Annotated in this window: 17 protein-coding genes; 5 read left to right on the forward strand and 12 right to left on the reverse strand. The window is 60.4% G+C overall.

From position 1 onward, the window contains the following. Positions 1 to 5 precede the first annotated feature (5 nt). Together G533_RS0107425 and G533_RS0107430 are read right to left on the reverse strand one after the other, a co-directional pair. Positions 6 to 2,267, reverse strand: coding sequence for a fatty acid cis/trans isomerase (locus tag G533_RS0107425; protein WP_240472396.1), 2,262 nt, complete (start codon positions 2,265 to 2,267; stop codon positions 6 to 8). Continuing rightward, positions 2,251 to 2,469: a hypothetical protein gene (locus G533_RS0107430; RefSeq protein WP_035527031.1), complete on the reverse strand. Its 219-nt coding sequence runs from the start codon at positions 2,467 to 2,469 to the stop codon at positions 2,251 to 2,253. Before G533_RS0107430 ends, G533_RS0107425 begins: the two co-directional genes overlap by 17 nt. Positions 2,470 to 2,550: 81 nt before the next feature. On the opposite strand from G533_RS0107430, the gene G533_RS0107435 reads away from it, so the two are divergent. Further along, positions 2,551 to 3,168 carry a trimeric intracellular cation channel family protein gene (locus G533_RS0107435; protein ID WP_027949410.1) on the forward strand — a complete coding sequence of 206 codons (618 nt, stop codon included), beginning with the start codon at positions 2,551 to 2,553 and terminating at the stop codon, positions 3,166 to 3,168. Between the two features lie 14 nt (positions 3,169 to 3,182). Here G533_RS0107435 and rimK read toward each other — a convergent pair whose 3' ends face one another. The 3 genes from rimK to G533_RS0107450 all read right to left on the reverse strand — a co-directional run bounded on the left by rimK (position 3,183) and on the right by G533_RS0107450 (position 5,896). Further along, positions 3,183 to 4,100: a 30S ribosomal protein S6--L-glutamate ligase gene (rimK, locus tag G533_RS0107440; protein WP_027949411.1), complete on the reverse strand. Its 918-nt coding sequence runs from the start codon at positions 4,098 to 4,100 to the stop codon at positions 3,183 to 3,185. Between the two features lie 93 nt (positions 4,101 to 4,193). Then, positions 4,194 to 5,129, reverse strand: coding sequence for an NAD(P)-dependent oxidoreductase (locus tag G533_RS0107445; protein WP_035527034.1), 936 nt, complete (start codon positions 5,127 to 5,129; stop codon positions 4,194 to 4,196). A 14-nt stretch (positions 5,130 to 5,143) separates the two neighbouring features. Then, entirely contained in the window at positions 5,144 to 5,896 is a 753-nt protein-coding gene (locus G533_RS0107450) for an endonuclease/exonuclease/phosphatase family protein (protein WP_027949413.1), read from the reverse strand. A gap of 510 nt (positions 5,897 to 6,406) precedes the next feature. Here G533_RS0107450 and G533_RS0107455 point away from each other — a divergent pair. Together G533_RS0107455 and G533_RS21040 are read left to right on the forward strand one after the other, a co-directional pair. Further along, positions 6,407 to 6,859, forward strand: coding sequence for a YaiI/YqxD family protein (locus tag G533_RS0107455; RefSeq protein WP_027949414.1), 453 nt, complete (start codon positions 6,407 to 6,409; stop codon positions 6,857 to 6,859). A 54-nt stretch (positions 6,860 to 6,913) separates the two neighbouring features. Continuing rightward, a complete protein-coding gene (locus G533_RS21040) occupies positions 6,914 to 9,610 on the forward strand; it encodes a cation-translocating P-type ATPase (protein ID WP_084638865.1) in 2,697 nt (898 codons plus the stop codon). A 64-nt stretch (positions 9,611 to 9,674) separates the two neighbouring features. Here the strand turns inward: G533_RS21040 and G533_RS0107465 are convergent, their stop codons facing one another. After that, positions 9,675 to 10,442, reverse strand: a complete 768-nt coding sequence (locus tag G533_RS0107465; protein ID WP_027949415.1) for an SDR family NAD(P)-dependent oxidoreductase — start codon at positions 10,440 to 10,442, stop codon at positions 9,675 to 9,677. A gap of 116 nt (positions 10,443 to 10,558) precedes the next feature. After that, positions 10,559 to 11,185, reverse strand: a complete 627-nt coding sequence (locus G533_RS23410; protein ID WP_051230089.1) for a TetR/AcrR family transcriptional regulator — start codon at positions 11,183 to 11,185, stop codon at positions 10,559 to 10,561. 207 nt (positions 11,186 to 11,392) lie between these two features. On the opposite strand from G533_RS23410, the gene G533_RS21050 reads away from it, so the two are divergent. Continuing rightward, a complete protein-coding gene (locus tag G533_RS21050) occupies positions 11,393 to 12,628 on the forward strand; it encodes a DegT/DnrJ/EryC1/StrS family aminotransferase (RefSeq protein ID WP_035527037.1) in 1,236 nt (411 codons plus the stop codon). A 62-nt stretch (positions 12,629 to 12,690) separates the two neighbouring features. Here G533_RS21050 and G533_RS0107480 read toward each other — a convergent pair whose 3' ends face one another. Further along, the gene (locus G533_RS0107480) at positions 12,691 to 13,560 is read right to left on the reverse strand and encodes an SDR family NAD(P)-dependent oxidoreductase (RefSeq protein ID WP_027949416.1); all 870 of its coding nucleotides are present in this window, start codon (positions 13,558 to 13,560) and stop codon (positions 12,691 to 12,693) included. Positions 13,561 to 13,598: 38 nt separating this feature from the next. Then, positions 13,599 to 14,642 (reverse strand): Dabb family protein, encoded by a 1,044-nt coding sequence (locus G533_RS23415; protein ID WP_144079820.1) that lies wholly within the window; start codon positions 14,640 to 14,642, stop codon positions 13,599 to 13,601. Positions 14,643 to 14,771: 129 nt separating this feature from the next. Between G533_RS23415 and G533_RS0107490 the strand changes: the two genes are divergently transcribed. Continuing rightward, on the forward strand, positions 14,772 to 16,346 hold the full coding sequence (locus G533_RS0107490) for a fatty acyl-CoA synthetase (RefSeq protein WP_027949418.1): 1,575 nt from the start codon (positions 14,772 to 14,774) through the stop codon (positions 16,344 to 16,346). Between the two features lie 6 nt (positions 16,347 to 16,352). Here the strand turns inward: G533_RS0107490 and G533_RS0107495 are convergent, their stop codons facing one another. The 3 genes from G533_RS0107495 to G533_RS0107505 form a co-directional block, all read right to left on the reverse strand. Beyond that, the gene (locus G533_RS0107495) at positions 16,353 to 17,213 is read right to left on the reverse strand and encodes an SDR family NAD(P)-dependent oxidoreductase (RefSeq protein ID WP_027949419.1); all 861 of its coding nucleotides are present in this window, start codon (positions 17,211 to 17,213) and stop codon (positions 16,353 to 16,355) included. 69 nt (positions 17,214 to 17,282) lie between these two features. Continuing rightward, the gene (locus tag G533_RS0107500) at positions 17,283 to 18,269 is read right to left on the reverse strand and encodes an NADP-dependent oxidoreductase (RefSeq protein ID WP_027949420.1); all 987 of its coding nucleotides are present in this window, start codon (positions 18,267 to 18,269) and stop codon (positions 17,283 to 17,285) included. 122 nt (positions 18,270 to 18,391) lie between these two features. Continuing rightward, positions 18,392 to 19,966, reverse strand: a complete 1,575-nt coding sequence (locus G533_RS0107505) for an amidohydrolase family protein (RefSeq protein ID WP_027949421.1) — start codon at positions 19,964 to 19,966, stop codon at positions 18,392 to 18,394. Positions 19,967 to 20,068: the final 102 nt, after the last annotated feature.

Below are 20,068 nucleotides of genomic sequence, written 5' to 3' on the forward strand. Positions count from 1 at the left end.
ACGCTCTAATAGCCCAGGTAGCGATTGTAATCCAGCACGCCGGCGGCCAGCCCGTCCTGTTCTCGGTAGAGTGTGTGCAGGCGGTCGCTGACCGACCAGAACCAGGGCGAATTGCGCCGTACCCCGTAGCGCTGGCGCAATAGCTGGAAGTCTTCTTCCGCCTGCATGCCCAGGATATCGTTGACGAACAGGGGCACCTGTTTTTCGTGTACCTGGAAAAACTGGTTGGGGTGGGCGCCGATAAGCCCGGCAACTACCGTCACCGCGTCCTCTTTCGGCAGGCGGCGTTCTTCCTCGCGGAACAGCTGTGCGATGTTACTGTACCCGGCATCGTGCAACAGCGTATAGGCTTCATCACGCCCCGGCCCGATGACGTTCACGAAGCTCACCGCGGGCAGGAAGCTGTTGTGCTCACCGCGTGCGCTTATCAGGGTCTCGAAGGCCGCTGCCATTTCCGCGCTGGCGGTACGTCGGTAGTCAAAGGACGGCGCCTGCGCCCCGTGCAGGCGCTTGCGCATCCAGCCCAGGAATTCGGCTTTCGGATCTTCCGAGGTGAAGCTCAGGCTGGTCTCTCGCTGCATCGCGTCGCTGCGCACGAAAGGGTGTTCGCGGGCCGAATCGGGGGCGTTCCGGTACCAGTGCTCCCACAGTGCCTGACGCCGGTTTGCCGGCAGGAACATGAGGAAGTTCAGCTCACCCTCCATGCGCAGGAAGTCCATGTACAGCCGTGACTCCAGTTGATGCGAGGCGGCCCCGTAGACGTCGAAGTTCGCCACCAGCAGGTAGTGAATGCGCTCCAGCAGAGAATAGGTGATGAACCATGCGGTTTTCGGCGTCTCGCCCACGAAACCCTTGACGACGGAAGCGGTGTCCACGTGGCGCGCGATGGTCAGTGCCGCATTGGGGTTGTCGCCATCACCATCCCAGATCACCTCCTGGCCAGGCCGGCGACCCTGCTCCACGTACTGCCGCTCAAGATAGTCTGCTTTGGCGCGCATGTAGCGGGCGTGGCCGCGCGCATAGCGGCGCCATTCGAGCAAATCGATCACCGTGCCCGTGCGTGCCGCCGGCAGTCGCAGGTTGCGGGCCTCGCGCTCGAGAAAAGCTCCGTCCAGTTCCGGGTCGAGTTCGTCCGGGTCCATGAACATCACCCAGAAGCGGTCGTCAATCACATTCAGGGCAATTTGCCCACGGCATACCGGCCCCTTGATAAAGTTCATGATGGTGAACTCGGCTTCCTCCAGCAGGAAGCGATAGCGCGAGCGCACGGGCAGGGCGGCAAAAGTTGTAAACGGATTGCCGGCCGTGTTTTCGTCGTAGCCGGGCACCTTGTCGACCGCATAGTCGGGCGAGAGAAACAGTGACTGATACCAGGCGCGGCGCTCGGCATCAAACCGGTAGGGCTGGTGGCTTTTTGCGGCCACGATAATCGGCATCGCCTGGAGGCGGTAAAAAAACGTCTTGCGACCCGGGTCGTCAAAGGGGCGCCGGGTTGTCAGTAGATCGATGGGCTCCCCCGGCGGTGTGGCCGAGCGCACCAGCCTGAACCACCGCGGGCGGTCATCTGCCTGTAAATAGAGCGTCGCCAGGAACAGGTGTTCGTAAACATACCGCGCCATCAGCCGTGACTTGTTATCGTCGCCATTGAGGAACTGCTCCCAGGCCGCGAGCTCTGTCTGTAACGCGGGAGAGAGCGGTCCCTGTTTAAGGGCCGGCGCTCCAGCGTCCAGCCAGCTAACCAGTGTGGCGTGCTCGTCCGGTTGCAGTGCGGGCAGGCCATAAGGCATTCCCCACAGGGGGAATTCACTGGCGAACTGGTCAAAGTCGCCCGGTTTGGCACATTGCTGATCGCGGTGCAGGCGAAAGTCGAAGCCCTCGGGCAACGGGCCGTTGGGCGGCAGGGGGTTCGCCTGCTTCAAATCCAGCATGCGGCGCAGTACGCCGGCAGCGGGCTCCGACGCGTTGAGGACGGGGTAAAACCCTTTCTTGCGCCAGGCTCGTTCGCCCTGCACGTCATCGAACAGGCGGGTGAGGTCGCCCGCAAGCAGGCGCGTGGAGTCGTACACCAGCGTCTGGCTGCCGCCCCGCACCAGCCCTTCGTGCGCTTCCATTTTCAACTGACAGGGTGCGTCGTAACAGGCGTGGCAAACCACACAGCGCTGCTCGATCAGCTGATGTGCCTGGCTGGCCAGACTCTCTGCACCGACGACTGCGCTGCTGAGCAGCCCGAGTACTATGGCGAGCAAACCATTACTGCGCAGGTTCACAATCACCCCGCTGTATGATGGCCCGGTTTACCAGCGCGTCCTGATCACCGGATTCATCAGCGAGTACAGCGGCTCCCATGTCCTGATTCAGCGCGCTGCAGGGGTCCGGCTCGGGCTCGGTGGTCAGCCAGGCCAGCACTGCAATGATCAACAATACCGCCACCAGTGACAGCAGGGATAGATACCAGGGATTTTTGAGCATGGTCAGGCTGACTCAGGGTTGGTGTAGGCCGATGATAGCACGCATACTGTGCGTCCTCCCGCACCGACCCGACGGCTTCACATGGATATAAGCAGCTTCATCTACAGCCTGGATCTGATTGGGGTAGGGGTGTTTGCCATCAGCGGTGCGCTGGCCGCAGCGGAAAAGCGTCTGGATATTCTGGGCTTCCTGCTGTTTGGAACGATCACGGGTATTGGTGGCGGCACCCTGCGTGACCTGCTGCTGCACACTGGAGAGGTGTTCTGGATCGGGGATACGGCGTATCTGTGGATGTGCATTGGCGCGGGCGTAGCCACCTGGTTCCTCGCTCACCTGTTTGTTTCACTGCGCCGTGTGTTGCTGTGGGCCGATGCACTGGGGCTGGCCCTGTTTTCGGTGCTTGGCACCCAGAAAGCACTGGCCTTCGACGCGCCGCTTCTGGTCGCCATTGGTATGGGCATGATGACGGCCACATTCGGCTCGCTGATTCGCGACGGACTGCTGGGCCGCCCACCGGTGCTGCTTGAGCCCGACATCTACGTAACGGCAGCGGCACTGGGGGCGGTCAGCTATGTGGTGCTGGAGTCGCAACCCTGGGCGCAGGAGGTGGCACTGCCGCTGGCGGTGGCCGCAGCATTCAGCTTGCGCGCCGCGGCGATTCTTTTCGACCTGCGCTTGCCCAAATACCCCCCAGAGTAGCTTGACGGCAGGCCTCAGCCTTTGCCGGTGGGCTTGTTGGGGCCAGCCTGTGAGTCTTTCTCCAGATATTCGATAATCTTGTTCGCGATATCGATACCGGTGGCCTTCTCGATGCCTTCCAGGCCAGGGGAGGAGTTCACCTCGATGACCAGCGGGCCGTGACTGGAACGCAGGATATCCACGCCGGCCAGATCCAGCCCCATGACCCGCGCCGCTTTCACCGCCAGGCGCCGCTCTTCGGGGCGCAGTTTGATCACCTCGGCGGTGCCGCCGCGGTGCAGGTTGGAACGGTATTCGCCTTTCACCGCCTTGCGTTGCATGGCGGCGATGACTTTGTCACCCACCACAAAACAGCGAATATCCGAACCACCCGCCTCGCGGATGAACTCCTGCACCAGAAAGTCGGATCCGATGCCGCGGAAGGCGTTGATCAGCGCTTCTGCCGCTTTCTTCGTTTCAGCCAGTAACACCCCATTGCCGTGGGTGCTTTCGGTGAGCTTGAGGATCAGGGGCGCGCCGCCAACCGATTCAATCAACTTGTCGGTGGCCCGCGCCGAGTGGGCGTAACTGGTGATGGGCTGGCCGATACCGCGGCGGGCGAGCAGCTGGTGTGCGCGCAGTTTGTCACGTGAGCGGGTGATGGCAATCGACTCATTCAGGGAGTACACCTGCGCGACTTCAAACTGACGCAGCACTGCACAGCCATACGACGTAATGCTGGCGCCAATGCGCGGGATGACGGCCTCGAAGTCCAGTGCCTCAACCCGTTCTGCGGAGTGCTGGTAGATCACGGTGGGATCATTCGCGGTGATGTTCATGTAGCACTTGAGGACGTCGATCACACTGACATCATGGCCGCGCGCCGCTGCCGCCTCCACCAGCCGACGAGTGGAGTAGAGCCTGCGATTGCGCGACAGGATGCCAATTTTCATAGGGTGCCCTTGTGAGCCAGAGGAATGTGATACTGGCCTACATGATAGCTGTTCTGTGGAGACTTTGCGCGTACACCTCCCAAGCTGTCGCGCTCAGTAGCCGGCGGTCTTGTCGACCAGCCCCTGCAGGGGCTCACCGCGGGAAAATGCCTGTACATTGGCAATAAAGGGGGCGAGCAGGCGCTCCGTCATATTGGGGCCACTCCACGAAATATGTGCGCTGAGGCGAATGCCGGGGTGACTGTAGATCCAGTGACCTGCGGGCAGGGGCTCCGGGTCGACAACATCCAGCGAGGCGCAAGCAAGGTGGCCAGTGTCCAGCGCCGTGCGCAGCGCGCCCTGATCTACCAGGCTCGCACGCGATACGTTCACCAGATGTGCGCCGGGCTTCAGGGCTGCCAGCGTCTGTGCGTTGATCAGGCCGTCGCTCTCGGGCGTGGCGGGGAGGGCGAGTACCAGGTGATCCGCTTGCGGCAGAAGGCTGTCGAGCTGTTCGACCAGTCGCACGCCGGGCATGGGGCTCTCTCGGTGGCGGCGAACGGTTGCCATAACCTGCATATCAAATGCCAGCGCGCGCCGTGCAACCGCCTGACCAATGGCGCCAAAACCAACAATACCCAGGGTTTTGCCCTCCAGGCAGCCGAGGTCCGCGGCGTACCAGGAAGCAGGGGGTTCTTTGAGCCAGCGCTCCGGCAACTGCTTCTCCCGGGCGAGCATGGTGGCTAGCACCCATTCGGCAATGGGCGTAGCGGTCGCACCTCGGGAGCAGGTGAGTACTGTGTCATCGGCCAGCAGTGATAGCGGGAACCCATCAATGCCAGTGCCGAACACGTGAATCCAGCGCAGCCCCTGGCATGCCGTAATCAGGGCAGGGAGGTCGCCCCCGCGCACAGTGCACAGCAACACATCAGCTGCGAAGGGCTGCAGAGAGCCATCGCCAGAGGGCACCACATACGTATCAACGGCCTGACCTAGCCCCTGCAACTGCTCGCAAAGGCCGGGTATGTCGTGTTGTAGCGCTATTCGCATGCAAGAATCTCCTTTTAAAGTGTAAAGCAACCCAGCAGGGCGGCATGGTCCGACAGATCGCGCCAGTGGCCGTCTCCCAATCGCTGGCAGCTGACCGCCTGCAGGCCTCGATAGTAAATCCGGTCTACCGGGAACATCGGCGCCCATACCGGGAAGGTGCGCGCATGTTGTCCGCGCAACGACATGAAAACCTCTTGCAGGTCCAGGTTTGCCTCCAGGTAACGGGCGCCGCGCTGTCGCCAGTCGTTGAAGTCTCCAGCCAGGATAAGTGGCTCCCCGTGCGGTACGTGAGCCTCTATGCGGCGCACCAGTGTTTGCAACTGCGTGCGTCTTTCACGTTCGAGCAGACCGAGATGTACACAGAGGGTGTGCAGTCGGGTACCCAGCCGAGGGACTTCGAGAACGCTGTGCAGGATGCTGCGACTCGAACGCGGGAACAGGGAAACGTCGATATTCTCGGAGTCCAGAATCGGGTAGCGGCTGAGCAGGGCGTTGCCGTGATCTCCCTTGCGGTAAATGGCGTTGCGCGCGTAGGCGAAGTGCGGCCACACCTGATCGGCCAGATATTCGAAATGCGGCTCTTCCGGATAGGTGAAGCGTTGCCGACGCCGCGGACTGAACTGCGCCGTGCCATGAACTTCCTGCAGAAACACCAGATCCGCCCCGGACTCCACAATCCGTTCCCGGATCCCGTCGAGGATGAAGCGACGGTTACCGCTGCAGAAGCCCTTGTGGATATTGTAAGTGAGAACGCGCAGCTCAGGCATCGAGCTATCCGCGGGGGTAGAACTGTTGCCGGCGTGCACCGTGCTGTCTCCTTGGCGCAGTGTGGGACTGGGTGGCTTTGAGCGTTGAGGCATTGCGCCATTATGCGGACAGTCATTGCTTGCGCAAAGCCCTGGTCCGATGGTTTGCAGGACGACCGTTAAGGCAACAGGTAGCTTTGGGCGCTGCATGAGATTGGCCGGAGGGCCAGAAAACAGCCCCGGAGCCTGCAAAACACGGTAAATTTGTTCTCGGCGAAAGAATCCACAACTGCGTATAATATATATTATGTTAAATAGAGCATTTGGGCACACAGTTATGCACAGCCTGAATCTGTTTGGCCCCTTCGGCGCCGCCACGGCCTCTGAGCACCACTCCGCGTTACGCTTGTTCCGGAAACGCCCCTCGATGTCTTTCGTCGGAATCTGACGCTGGGATACACTGCTCGTGATGAGGACAGGTTTGTCGCGTTGCGCCCCGTCGGCTGCGCGCAGTCACAGGAGGAACATCAACTGGATATCTGGGTGGACGCCGATGCCTGCCCGGGCATGGCAAAGGACATTCTGTTTCGAGCGGCGCGCCGCACTGGCCTGCTACTGACCCTTGTGGCCAATCATTCCCTGGCCGTTCCAGCGGACGCCAATATCCGCATGCTGCAGGTAACCAGCGGGTTTGATGTCGCCGATGACGAAATTGTGCGGCGCGTGAAAGCCGGCGATCTGGTTATCACCGCGGACATTCCCCTCGCTGCTGAAGTCATAGCCAAAGGCGCGCTGGTAGTCAGCGCGCGCGGCGAGCGCTACACGGCGGACAACATCCAGCCCAAGCTCAATATGCGTGACTTCATGGACACGATGCGCTCCAGTGGTATCCAATCCGGCGGCCCTGCGGCATTGAACAATCAGGATAAACAGCGCTTCGCCAACGAACTGGACAAGTTGCTCGCCGCGAGCCAGCGCGAGTGACCGTCGGCCTTCATCAGCAGACGAGCCCTTTCCTCTCTGGCACGAAAAACTCGAATGAGCCTGGTCATGCGCCCTGAGATCAACCGCGGGGATCCGCGGCTGCAACAACCCTGGACGCACGCGCCGGAAAGCGTGGCCGACGCTCTGGCGGTAGACCCGTCGCGCGGTCTCGCTGCAGATGAATCCCAGAGGCGACGACAGCGTTACGGGTCGAACGTGTTCCGGGAGAGCAAACCGAGGCCCGCCCTGGCCATCTTGCTGGCCCAGTTTCGCAGTATCGTGGTCATCCTGCTGTTTGCGGCCACGGCTTTGGCACTCGTCATGGGAGACGGTATAGAAGCCCTGGCGATCGGGGTGGTAATCGTCATCAACACGGCCCTGGGTTTCACTACAGAGTGGCGCGCAACACGCTCCATGGAGTCGCTCAGGCAGTTCGCGCGCACGGAAACCACGGTTTTGCGCAATGGGCGTCCCGAGCGCATAGCCACCGCGAGCGTGGTGCCTGGGGATGTGGTGTTGCTCGAAGCCGGTGATGTCGTGCCGGCGGACTTGCGCCTGCACGAGGCGAGTAAATTACAGGCCGATGAATCGGCACTGACTGGCGAGTCATTGCCCGTGCGCAAGCATGTAGACCGTGTAGCGCCGGACGCGACGCTGCTCGAACGCCCCAATATTGCCTACGGCGGTACGTCACTCACCCGCGGCACGGGCAGTGGACTGGTGGTGGCCACGGGCATGGACACCGAGTTTGGCCGAATTTTCGACCAGGTCAGCACGGCGCGACCTCAGCAAACACCATTGGAAAAGCGGCTCGATGCGCTGGGTAAGCGCCTGGTTTGGCTGGTTCTGCTGATGGCGGTGTTGTTGGCGGTGATCGGTGTGCTTACCGGCAGGGACCTCGCGCTCGCTATTGAAGTGTCAATCGCGCTGTCGGTCGCCGCCATTCCCGAGGGCCTGCCGATCGTTGCCACCATCGCCCTGGCACGCGGCATGTGGCGGATGGCCCGGCGCAATGCGCTGATCACCCGTTTGTCGGCGGTGGAAACCCTGGGCGCAACGGGCATCATTCTCACCGACAAGACCGGCACGTTGACAGAAAACCGCATGGCGGTCACCGCGTTACTACTGGGTGACACCGACATTAGGTGGAATACAGGCGAGAATGCTGCGCCTGCCTCTGAGGCTGTGCGGCGTCTGCTCGAGCGAGCTGCATTGTGCTCCAATGCAGCATTGAGTGAGGATCAACAGGGTGACGGCCAGGGCGTCGGCGACCCCACGGAGTTGGCGCTGCTGGTCGCCGCAGCACAGCTGGGGCTCGACCGCCCTGCCCTGTTGGCCGCAACACCGGAGGTCCGCGAAGAGCCCTTCAATGCCGAAGACAAGCGCATGGCCACCATCCATCGAGACGCACACGGTTTTTTTACGGCGGTAAAAGGCGCACCGGAGAGCCTGCTGCCACTGTGTCGCACGGAGCTTGTGGAAAGCGGAGAGCGCGAACTGGATGCGGCACGGCGCGACCATTGGCTGCAGCGGGCGGAGAGCCTGGCGGCCCGTGGATTGCGTACCCTCGCGGTCGCAGACCGCCGCTTGGGAGCGGAACAGGATGCGCCCTACAGCGACCTGGTACTTCTGGGCATTGTGGGCATGGAAGACCCCCCGCGCGAGGGCGTGAAAGAGGCGATTGCCCAGTGCCATACCGCGGGAGTCGACGTTGTGATGATTACGGGGGATCACGCGGCAACCGCCGGGCGTATCGCCGCCGATACGGGGATCGTCGGTCAGCAGGGTAGCGCGCGGGTTATCGATGGCGCGGAGTTAACCGCCCTACTTGCGCAGGAAAATACGGACGAGCTGTTGAGTGCCCGGGTGTTTGCACGAGTCACCCCGGAGCAGAAGTTGCGCCTGATAGACCTGCACCAGCGAGCTGGCCGCGTTGTGGCCATGACCGGCGACGGGGTGAACGACGCTCCGGCGCTCAAGAAAGCTGATATCGGCGTAGCCATGGGTATCCGGGGCACCGCCATCGCGCGAGAGTCGGCGGCCATGGTGCTGCAAGACGACGAATTTCGCACGATTGTAGCGGCGATCGAACAGGGCCGCGCGATCTTCAGCAACATTCGCAAGTTCGTCATTTACCTCATGTCATGTAACATCAGCGAAGTCCTGATTGTGGTATTGGCAACCATAGCAGGCGTCCCACTTCCATTGTTACCACTGCAGATTCTATTCCTGAACCTGGTAACGGATGTGTTCCCCGCGTTGGCCTTGGGAGTGGGAGGCGGCGCACCAGAAGCCATGAAGCAGCCACCGCGGCCCGCCAGTGAACGGGTATTGATGCGCGGCCATTGGGTGCTCATAGGGCTGTATGCCGTATTGATATCCACTGTTGTGCTCGGTGCGATGGCGGTGGGCAGTGTGCTGCTTGGCTTTGATAGTGCCAAAGCCGTCACGGTATCATTCCTGACCCTCGCCCTGGCGCAAATGTGGCACGTCTTCAACATCCGCGCAGACAATGGCCGCTGTTTCCGCAATGAGATTACTGGCAATCCCTGGATCTGGGCCGCACTGTTGTTATGCAGTGTGCTGGTTGGCGCCGCCGTCTACCTCCCTCCGCTCGCCGCTGTGTTGTCGCTGGTGAATCCGGGGTTGGATGGCTGGCTGCTGATTGGAGTCGCGAGTGTGCTACCCATTTTTATTGCGCCCCTCCTGCGAAATTTTGTATCACTTGGCGGGCCTGCACCCCGCCAATAGATAGCTGGAGACGTTACCGCCGCCGCGTCAGGGTGCTGCAGCTCACGCGGCAGCTGTTGACGGGCTAGCGCATCAGTGCACCACCGTTCACGTTGAAAACCTGGCCATTGATCCAGCGCCCGTCTTCCGACAACAGCATTGCCACCATGCCCGCAATGTCATCGGGTGATCCCAGTCGCGTCCCCGGGATTCTGCTTAACATGTAATTTTTGATATCGTCGGTCAAGTGGCCGCTGCTTTCCATTTCTGCAGTGAGCACAAACCCCGGCGCGACAGAGTTGGCGGTAATCCCCCTGGCGCCATAGCAAGAGGCCACATGACGCATCAGCGCATTCAGGCCACTCTTCGACATGGCATAGGAAGGGCGAACAGGCTCTCCCGCATCGGCCGCGCTGGAACTGGTGTAGACAATTGCACCGCTGTCGTTAGCCAGCAGATGAGGTAATACCGCCCGGGTGCAGAGTAAATGCCCCTTCAGGTTGACATCAATGGTTCGATCAAAGATATCGAGTGACACAGTTTCTGCGTCGCTGTCTTCCATAATGACGCGCAGGTCTGCCGCGTTGATGTGTGCGCCGTCCAATCCGCCCAGGCGCTCAACAGAAAACGCCACGGCTTCATCCACGGTGCGCTTGTCTGCGAGGTCGATAGCGATCGGATAGGCTTCACCACCTGACTCACAAACCTGCTGTGCGACAGTGTTCGCGCCCTCCGTGTTGATATCCGCAACACAGACTCTGGCACCCTCCCCGGCCAACCGGCGCACGGTGGCTGCGCCGATACCACTACCTGCGCCCACGACAATAATACGTTTCCCTTTAAGCCTGGACATGCTGTTTCTCCTTTATGTAATCACACCGTTGAGTGTAATGATAAAACGAGCGGGTGCGGCATCTCGCTGGAAAAGCGACACCGCGGTGTAGCATGCGTTACCAGCGTGAGCGCGCATCAGCCACAATCGCTTTTTTGCAAGTTTGCCTGCAGGGCAAGGCGGAGTGCGCCGAGGTGAGTGTCCAGCGCGTGCTCGAATCGCGCATCGCTGAAATGCGCCGCACTCACCATGAAAATAATGCCGCCGCCCCAGACCAGATTGAAGACTACACCACCCTCCTCACGCAGGCTTTGCTCCTGGACCGGAACACTGTACGGCTCAAAGATACGGGTGAGTGTCGCCTCGCCGAGTGGGTGCAGGCGGCGCTCCGCCATGTCGCGCAGGATCAGGCCTAACTGGGCGGGCCGACTGCGCATGAACCGGAGCCAGGCGGTAACGGTCGCAAGAATACGTTCAACTTCGCCATGGCCGGGCGGCGCTGCGTGCTCGGCCAGATATGTGGCGTAATCAACCGCCATGCGTTCCAGCACCGCGCGATACAGTGCCTCTTTATGGCCAAAAAAATGGGCCACGCTCGGTGCTGTCTTACCGACGTCAGCCGCCACATCCTGCAGTCGGGTGGCGGCGTAACCGAGATCCGCAAACCGTTGCTCTGCGGCGTCAAGAATCGTCGTTCGAGTCTGCGCACCGAGGCGCCCCTCGCCCTTGGGGCGACCGCGCCGAGCCGGTCTGTCCTTCGTCATATCGCACGCCCCTTGTGCTCCGCTTCTTTCAGCAAAATCATTCGAGCTGATATCACATATTAAACCGGTGGTGGACTGCCCTGATTTTTACTGAATTGATATTAAGTTAATTGGCGGTATTCTGTCACGGTGTCGCAGCAATTTGTGCGATGTCCCGGATTCAGGCGCTCACTGCCCTTCCCATGCTTGCGTAAAGAGGAAATAAAAATGGCGACAGATAAACTGGAACCCCGCGTAGTCCGTTACGGCGGTGCCATGTTCGGCGAGGATGAAATCGCCAAAGTGAATGCTGTACTGCAAGACCCCAACGGTATGATCCCAGGCGCCCGTGTGGGTGAATTTGAAGCCGAAGTGGCGGCCTTCATGGGCAAAAAGCACGGTGTCATGGTTAATTCCGGCTCCTCTGCACTGATGATCGCGATGCGACTACTGAACCTGCCCCAGGGCTCAGAGGTCATCACGCCTGCCCTCACATTTTCCACCGACGTGGCGACGATCTACCAGGCTGGATATACCCCTGTGTTCATCGATGTGGGCCTGGACAGCTACCAGATGATCGCAGACCGGGTCGAAGACGTTGTTACGGAAAACACAAGGGCCATACTGGTGCCCGACCTTATCGGTGGCATTGGTGACTGGGACAAGCTGCGTGCGCTGGCCGACAAGCACGGATTGCAACTGGTACACGACTCCGCCGACACCCTGGGTGGCAGCCTGCGGGGCCGCAAAACTGCGACTCGGGCTGACATTTCGATTACCAGTTTCTCTATTTTTCACATCATTACTGCGTTGGGCAATGGCGGCATGGTGTTCTTCGATGACGATGAGCACCTGGACAAAGCACTCATGCTGCGTGCCTGGGGCCGCTCTTCCGAGAAATACATGTTCGGTACCAAGGTGGCAGAAAGCGATGGACGCTTCTTGGAAAAACTCGACGGCCTGGACTACGACTCGCTGTTCCTGTTCGAGGACCTGGCCTACGGCTTTATACCCAACGAGGCAGGGGCAGCGTTCGGCCTGGGGCAGATGAACCGTATTCACGAGCTGTGGAAGCTCCGCAATACCCGTTTCCAGGGCTACTATGACTTCTTCGCGGAACACGCCGATCAATTCATCGTGCCGACCACGCTCCCGGAAACTGAAACGACCTGGATATGCTTCCCGCTGCAGATCCGTCCGGAAACCGGCTGGAGTCGCAAGCGTCTGCAAATGCATCTGGAAGACAGTGGTATTTTTTCGCGGGTGATCTTTTCGGGCAACATCACGCGACACCCCATGTTGAAAGGCCGCGACTATCGCGTGCATCCGGAGGGCCTGGGCAACTGTGACCAGATCATGGAGTTTGGCGTGATGCTGCCCTGCCACCCCACGATGACGGAAGAAGACCAGCAGTACGTGAAACAGGTACTGCTGGAGTTCATCGAGGCCGACGGCGAGCCCTGAGATTGTCGAACAAACCAGGCGCTGTAGAGAAACCGGTTTTTCCCGCTCGTCCCGTGCTGTCGTTAGTTGCCAAGGCCTGACGGCACGATATCGGGGTGGGCATACTCCGGGAGCACCGGGTCAGCAATGCGCTCTTTGCCGTTGAGGGTATACACCGGGAACTGATGATGATGCGGAAAATGCAGGCTGTATGCAGTCAAGCCCGTGCGCTCAGCGGCCGGCAAGTGACATAGGGCCAGGCCAGTCTCCGCGATATATTCAATGCGTTCGGAGGGATACTCCTCGGGAATCCACTCGCTCGCCCCCGGTGTACGAATAGCGGTGCTCGGCGCGAGGGTGTTCACCGCGATATTGTCAGCCAACAGCTCCGCTGCAAGCCCCTGGGTCATGCGGTGCACTGCTGCTTTGATCGCAGCATATACCGTCGCGCCACCCTGCGCCGCGAAACTGTCATACGGACGCAGCGGCGGAAGTGCGGTCACAGAGCCCAACGTGACGATCCAGCCCCCGCCCCGCTTGCGCATCTCGGGTACCGCGTGGTGATAGAGAATGAACGGGGCACGCAGGTAGTGCCCGATGGTGTTTTCAAACAGGGTCTGCTCCATGTTCACCGTAGGCGCGTATTCGGCCTTACCGCCACTGTGCACCAGAATATCCAGGCCACCCACCGCACCGACTGCCCGTTCAACCAGGCTTTGCAAATCGTCTTCTTTCTCGAGGTCGGCGACCAATGGATGGGCGCGGCCACCCTCGGCCTCTATCAATGCCACCGTCTCCTTCAGGGTGCCTTCATACTTTCCGGCACTGTCCAGGCTGCGCGCCGTGACTACGACCGTCGCCCCCGCAGAGGCCAGCCGCTGTGCCAGCGCGCGGCCTATCCCCCGACTGGCTCCGGTAACCAGTGCAATCTTGTTGTCGAGTAACTTCGGCATAGTGAAATCCTTCCTAGCGGGCCAGGTTGCAAAGGCCGTTAATGCCCGGGGGCTATCAGCTCCAGCGCCAACAAGCTTTCCCCGAAAGCGCTGAAGGCATGAGAGAGGTTTACGTCGATCGCCTGGTCACCGGACTCCGGATCAAACCAGCGGTCGATATGCGCCCAGTGATGCGGGTGAATCATATAGGGGCCTGTCAGGCCGTCGAGGTCGTTGAATTCCTGCTCCCACACCCAGGTCCAGGGTGCGGCATCGGTGTGGTGCCAGCCTGCCGAGCTGGCCCGGCTCAAGCGCCAATTGCGTATCTCGGGAATGTGCAGTGGCATGGCGAGAAGGTCGCGTTCGAAGCAAACCGCCGTATCAGCATCCACGCCAGGCTGCAGACGGAAAAAGGCGGTGCGCTTGACCCCGTTGGCAATTCCGGGGGCACGCAAGCCTGCGCCCACAGTGTCCATCGCCAGCGCATGTATGGCGTCGCAATGCTGGTCGAGCAGGGGCGCAATGTGCTGCCGCCAGACTGTGCTTTTCTGCGCTTCCCCAGCGGTGTTCGCATCGGGATACAGGAGGTCCCAGGTCAGGTGGCCGGCGGCGTACTCCGGGGCAAAGTTGCGCGCCAGCGCTGTATGTTCTGCACCGGGTAATAGTGCCATCACCTCACGCAGGCCAGCGTCCAGCGTATCGATGCTGCCCTCACGCACGCGCAATTGGGCTGTCTCGCGGTAGCCTAGGCTCGCCACGTCGGAAGCATTGCCAATGGGCGCTGGCAGCTCACTGGCCGTGTGTGCTCCCGGATAAACGCGCTCCCGAGAAATCGTGAGCGCGTCAATGCGCTGCCAGAACTCGGCCACTGCCGGGGTACCGGACTGCGCTCGCATGCTCCACCAGGCGCCCACGTCTGCCACTTCCCAGCGCTGCCAGAGCGTCAGCGGGGCCTCTGCAAGCATGAGCGGGGGGGATATTTCGCGCGAAACCAGCCGCAAGCCCCGCTCTGCCGCAGCCGGCTGATAGCACTCGCGAAACAGGCGCTCCACCTCGGGCAGCTGTGTTGCTTCAAGAACAATCCGGTCCAGTACTGTAATCATCCAGTTCAACTCATTGCGCGCACCTTGCTGGTACACTAACGCAATCCGGCACGGATTGTCGTGACTGTACGCATGCCTTTCAGTGCCGAAAGAGACATAACAACAACGAGTTCAAGGAGCACTACCAGCTTGGATACCAACCTCATTCGCCAGCAAACCGTCTACCACGCATTGCGGCGCACGGCGGCCCGAAACCCTCAGCAGGCCGCCATTCGACAGCACGACGTAAACTGGACCTATGCCGAATTTCATGACCTTTGCCTGCGCGTTGCTGGCGGGCTGATTGAACGTGGAATTCAGCCCGGTGACCGCGTCGCCATCCTGTCGCGAAATTCGAATGCCTTTGCCGTAGCACGCTTCGCCATAAGCGCGATCGGTGCCGTGCTGGTGCCGGTCAACTTCATGCTCAATGTGCAGGAATCGGCCTATATCATTGAGCACAGTGGAGCCCGCCTGCTTCTGGTGGGAGACAGCGAGGTGGAGAAAGCGCAACAGGTGGCTACACAATGCCCCGAACTTGAGCAATTGTTCTGGCTGGCAACTTCAGGTGATGCGCCTGAAGGACTGGACGCTTTCAGCCTGCTGGCCGAGAGTGCCCCGCTGGCGACCCTACCTGCTGTAGAGAGTCAGGATGCCGCACAGATCATATACACCAGCGGCACTGAATCGGCGCCTAAAGGGGCGGTGCTAAGCCACGCGGCGGTATTGTGGCAGTACGGCAGTATTCTTGCCGATGCGGAAGTCTGTAGCACGGACACCCTTTTGCACGCCTTGCCACTGTTCCACTGCGCACAGCTGGACTGCTTTCTAGGGCCCGCGATTCAGTGCGGCGCCAGCAGTGTGATAACGGACGACAACAGCCCAGCGAACCTGCTCGAATTGTTGTCGCGCGAAAAAATCAGCTCGTTTTTTGCGCCCCCTACCGTCTGGATTTCCTTGCTCCGCCATCCCGACTTTGACCGTGCGGACCTGTCTGCACTGCGCAAGGGCTACTACGGCGCGTCCATCATGCCGGTGGAAGTGCTGAAGGAAATTCAGACTCGCTTGCCCCAGTTGCGCTTATGGAACCTGTATGGGCAAACAGAAATTGCGCCGACGGCAACCATCCTCAAACCGGAAGACCAATTACGCAAAGCCGGCTCAGCGGGCCGTCCGGTACTCCACGTTGAAACGCGTGTCGTTGACGATGACGGCAATGATGTCGCAACCGGTGATATCGGCGAAGTCGTCCACCGGTCACCACAGTTATTGACCGCGTATTTCAGAAACCCGGAGAAGACCGCGGAGGCGTTTACGGGTGACTGGTTCCACAGTGGTGACCTAGCAACACTCGATGAGGAAGGCTACCTCACCATTGTCGACCGCAAAAAAGATATGATCAAAACGGGCGGCGAGAATGTGTCCGGGCGAGAAGTGGAAGAGACTATCTACCAGCTGCCCTGGGTCGCGGAAGTGGCAGTCATCGGCCTGCCACACCCACACTGGGTGGAAGCCGTTGCTGCTGTCGTAGTGCCCAAGGGTGAAGCGCATGCGCAGGCAAGTGAACAGGCAGTTATCGACTTTTGCAAACAGCGTCTGGCCGCTTTCAAAGTGCCCAAACGCATCCTCATGGCGCAGGATTTGCCGCGCAATCCTTCAGGTAAAATCCTCAAGCGGAACCTGCGCGACACGCACGCCGGCGTTTTCAGCAGCGCCCCTGAGTAGTTAAGGCTAGTCTATCGACAGCCCCATACCCTTGAGCACTTCTTCCGGAAGTGCAGGGGCTTGCAGAGCCGATAAGTGCGCGGCGCGGCCAGCGGCAAACTCACGGGTAAGCTCCGGGTGCGTGGAGACCCAAAATTCCCCTGCGGCAATTTGCGGCAGAATGCGCTGCGCCGCCTCGTATCCACTGATGCCGTCCGACGCCAGCATACCGTGCATCATCACGCGGTGCTGTTCGCTCGCGGAATTGGTCGTAGTGCCACCGTCCTCAAAAATACGGGTGGCCACCGGCCCGGGCAAAACCGCGGACACCTGAATTGGCGCCTTGCTTATCTGCATTTCCAGGAACAGGCATTCGCTGAAGGAGATCATGGCGTGCTTGCTCAGGATGTAGGATGTCTGCACAGGCATCATGCCAAGGCCGCCAATGGAGGCGGTGTTGGCAATCCAGGCAGGCTGGCCACTGGCGATCATTCTCGGGGCAAAGGCCCGCACGCCATGTATCGCACCGTGAATATTGATATTGAGTGTCTTGTCCCACTGCGCTGCGGAGAGCTCCCAGGTCAGGCCCAGCGTCTCGACGCCGGCATTGTTGATCAGCAGCGTGACGTCGCCCCAAGTGTCATGGGTGGTTGCCGCGAGCGCGTCGATAGAGGCAGAATCTGCTACGTCAACCCTCACGGCCATGGCTTCCCCACCCCGATCACGGATACTCTCAGCCACAAGCTGCGCACGATCTTCGGCAATGTCCGCCACCACGACACGCATACCCTGTTCAGCCGCCACGCGCGCCAGCCCTTCCCCTATCCCCGAACCTGCACCGGTAATAACGGCGACTCCGCCGCGCAAGCGTTCCATACTGGTTTCCATCGGTTGTTATCCTGTTACTTGTTCGTTATTTGTCGAAGCCGCGGGCGATCGAATAGTCGTTGACTCCGCTCACTCGATATTTGCTACTTCCAGCACGATTTTCCCGCGGGTGTGCCCCTGCTGCAGAATACGGTGTGCGTCAGCAACGTCGCGCAGCTGAAAGATCCTCAAGGGTGGGAGTCGCACATCGCCACTGACCAGCAGGCTGGCAATTTTTTCCAGAGTCCTGGTGCAGTTCGTGTCGTCCATTGTAGAAAATACGCGATTGACACCCCTGGCAGCGCCCGCCTGCGCGGCTGCAGGAATATCGCCGTCGTCGACCAGGGTAGGAATGCTGACAAAGGTGCCCCCTGATCGCACCAGGTCAAGACCATTCGGCAATGTGCTGACGCCCACCGCATCCATGAGAAAATCAAGCCCCTCTGGCGCCCAGGCCTGCACTTCACGCGTGATATTTTCCGTGCGGTAGTCAATGACTTTGTCGACGCCGAGATCCCGCAGGTATTGCACATTGGGCGTTGAGCACGTCGCCGCGACTTCTGCACCGGCCCAACGGGCAAACTGTACCGCAAAGCTGCCGAGACCTCCTGACCCGCCGTGAATCAGTGCCTGCTGACCTCGCTGCAGGCCCCCGCGGTCAAACAGTCCCTGCCAGGCCGTGAGTGATGCCACGGGCAACGCGGCAGCCTGCGCGAAATCCAGCCCCTCGGGGATTCGCGCGACCCGGTCGGCGTTGGCGACAACAAACTCTGCATAGCTCCCCTGCCCCCCCTGACCATGATTGGTTGGCGTAAAGACCCGGTCGCCAACGGCAAAGCCCTCAACGCCTTCGCCCACCGCACTGATGCGGCCCGCGGCGTCAAAGCCGATAATGTAGGGAAAAACATAGGGACGAAACTGGGCAAGATGGCCTTCGCGGTTTTTCCAGTCTGCGGGGTTCACACCGGCGTAGGCGACTTGCACCACGACCTCACCCGGGCCGGGTTCTGGCGTGTCTATCTCGGCGTACTGGAATACTTCCGGCCCACCCGTCCTTTCAATGATCATCGCATACATCGCTATTTCTCCACAGCGGCTAGGCGCTACGGTAGCGCATATCACGTCGCTTGCAGGCTTTCGCGTTTCAAGTATGTGAACTGAGCGGCGACATGTTATGGCACTGCAGTCGCTCCGCTACCCTAGGGGCGTCTGATGGGCTGGCCGGGCATGCTGTCCATGCTCAATACGCCGCCATCAATTACCGGCACACCGTTGACCAGAACATAGTGCATACCGGTTGCAGGTTGTCGTGGGTTGGAAAAAGTCGCCCTGTCCGCTACCTCGCTCGCATCGAACACCACGATGTCGGCATCCATGCCTGTCTGCAAACGGCCTTTCCGGCGCATCTGCGGGACGGAGGGTTGCAGGATCATCGCCGGTATCAGGGATGACTTGCGCAGGGCCTCTGTGAGGCTGAGAGAAGCGCTTTCCCGCACCCATTGAGCAAGTAACCGGGTAAACGTTCCCGCGCTTCGCGGATGCGCATAGGCTGATTCCGGCAACGGCCATTGATCAGGGGCAACAAGCGCTCCGGTACTGCTGTCGATCCAGGGCATGCCGTCGCTGGCTATCGCGCCGCCGGGAAAGAGCACAGAGGTGTCGAGGATATCCCGCTCGGCCGGCAGGTCGAGGAAGTGCCTCACGATCACAGCGCCAGGCTGTGCAGCGCGCAATGCAGTGAAGCTGGCTGCATCCAGCCGTTCGCCGTTGAACTCGATATCCTCCGGCTTTACGCCCTTGGCCGCCATCGCCTCTGCGCTGAACAGTGCAGCCCCAATGGTTGTGCTGCCGGCGCCATAGGTGTAGGCCTCTGTGCTGAGCGGCACGCCGGCTGCCTGTGCTGTGCGAATCATGCCACTGGTAACGCCCACCGCACGCACACTGCTACTGTTTAAATGGCAAATATGGGCGTGATTGTTACTGCTTGCCGCGAGTGCGATGACTTTTCCAACGCACTCGGCAGAGCTGCCGGGATCCGCAAGGTTATCGCAGGAAATATGTGTGAAGGTTGGTACCTGATGCCGCGCGGCAAGCTTGTGGACCGCAAGCAACTCGCGAAAACCGCCCCCGGGCGCGTAGCCGCCGTTGATGCCAATACCCAGTGCGCCTTCTTGCAAGCCCTGCTCAAGACTCTTGACGATATTGGCGACCTGCACGTCGGATGCAGTCTCGTTAACCCAGCGCTCAAGTGCGAACGCCTCTCGAAACCACTGCAGGTCTGCCTGTGGAGACAGCCCCTCGAACTCTTCAATGCGGGCGAACGTCCAGGCGGCCGATGTGCCGTAGTTCAACGCTCTTCCCGCGGCGGCCTGCCGACTGTACCAATCCCCGACGGGAAGTATGCCGGACTCAAGCTCCAGCGCCGTCGTCACACCGTCGTAGGCGTGCATTCTATCGGCAACCAGTGACTGGCCGTGGGAATGCAGGTCAATGAAGCCCGGGGCAACCACAAGCCCGGTCGCATCGATCACCCGTTTACCGTCAAGCGGCTGCTCTGTTACCGCGGTAATCGCCCCACCTGAGACACCCACGTTGCGAACAGCATCCAATCCACTTTCCGGATCAATCACGCGACCACCGGCCAGCACAAGGTCATAAGCCTGCTCTGTAGCCTGCAGTAAGGTGCTCAGCGCACCACCAGCGAAGACGAGCAGCGCCAATAAGGCGCTGCGCCAGGCGCGCCTGTTGTGCGGTGCAACACGTATGTATTTCAACTCGCCTCCTCGACCCATGGCTTTACAGCCGTATTGGGCAATCGACAAACGTGAGAATCTAGCATACAACGGAGCACTGAGGGTGCGAGCCCCCAACCTCAC

The sequence above is a fragment of the Haliea salexigens DSM 19537 genome (assembly GCF_000423125.1).
GTDB lineage: Bacteria > Pseudomonadota > Gammaproteobacteria > Pseudomonadales > Halieaceae > Haliea > Haliea salexigens.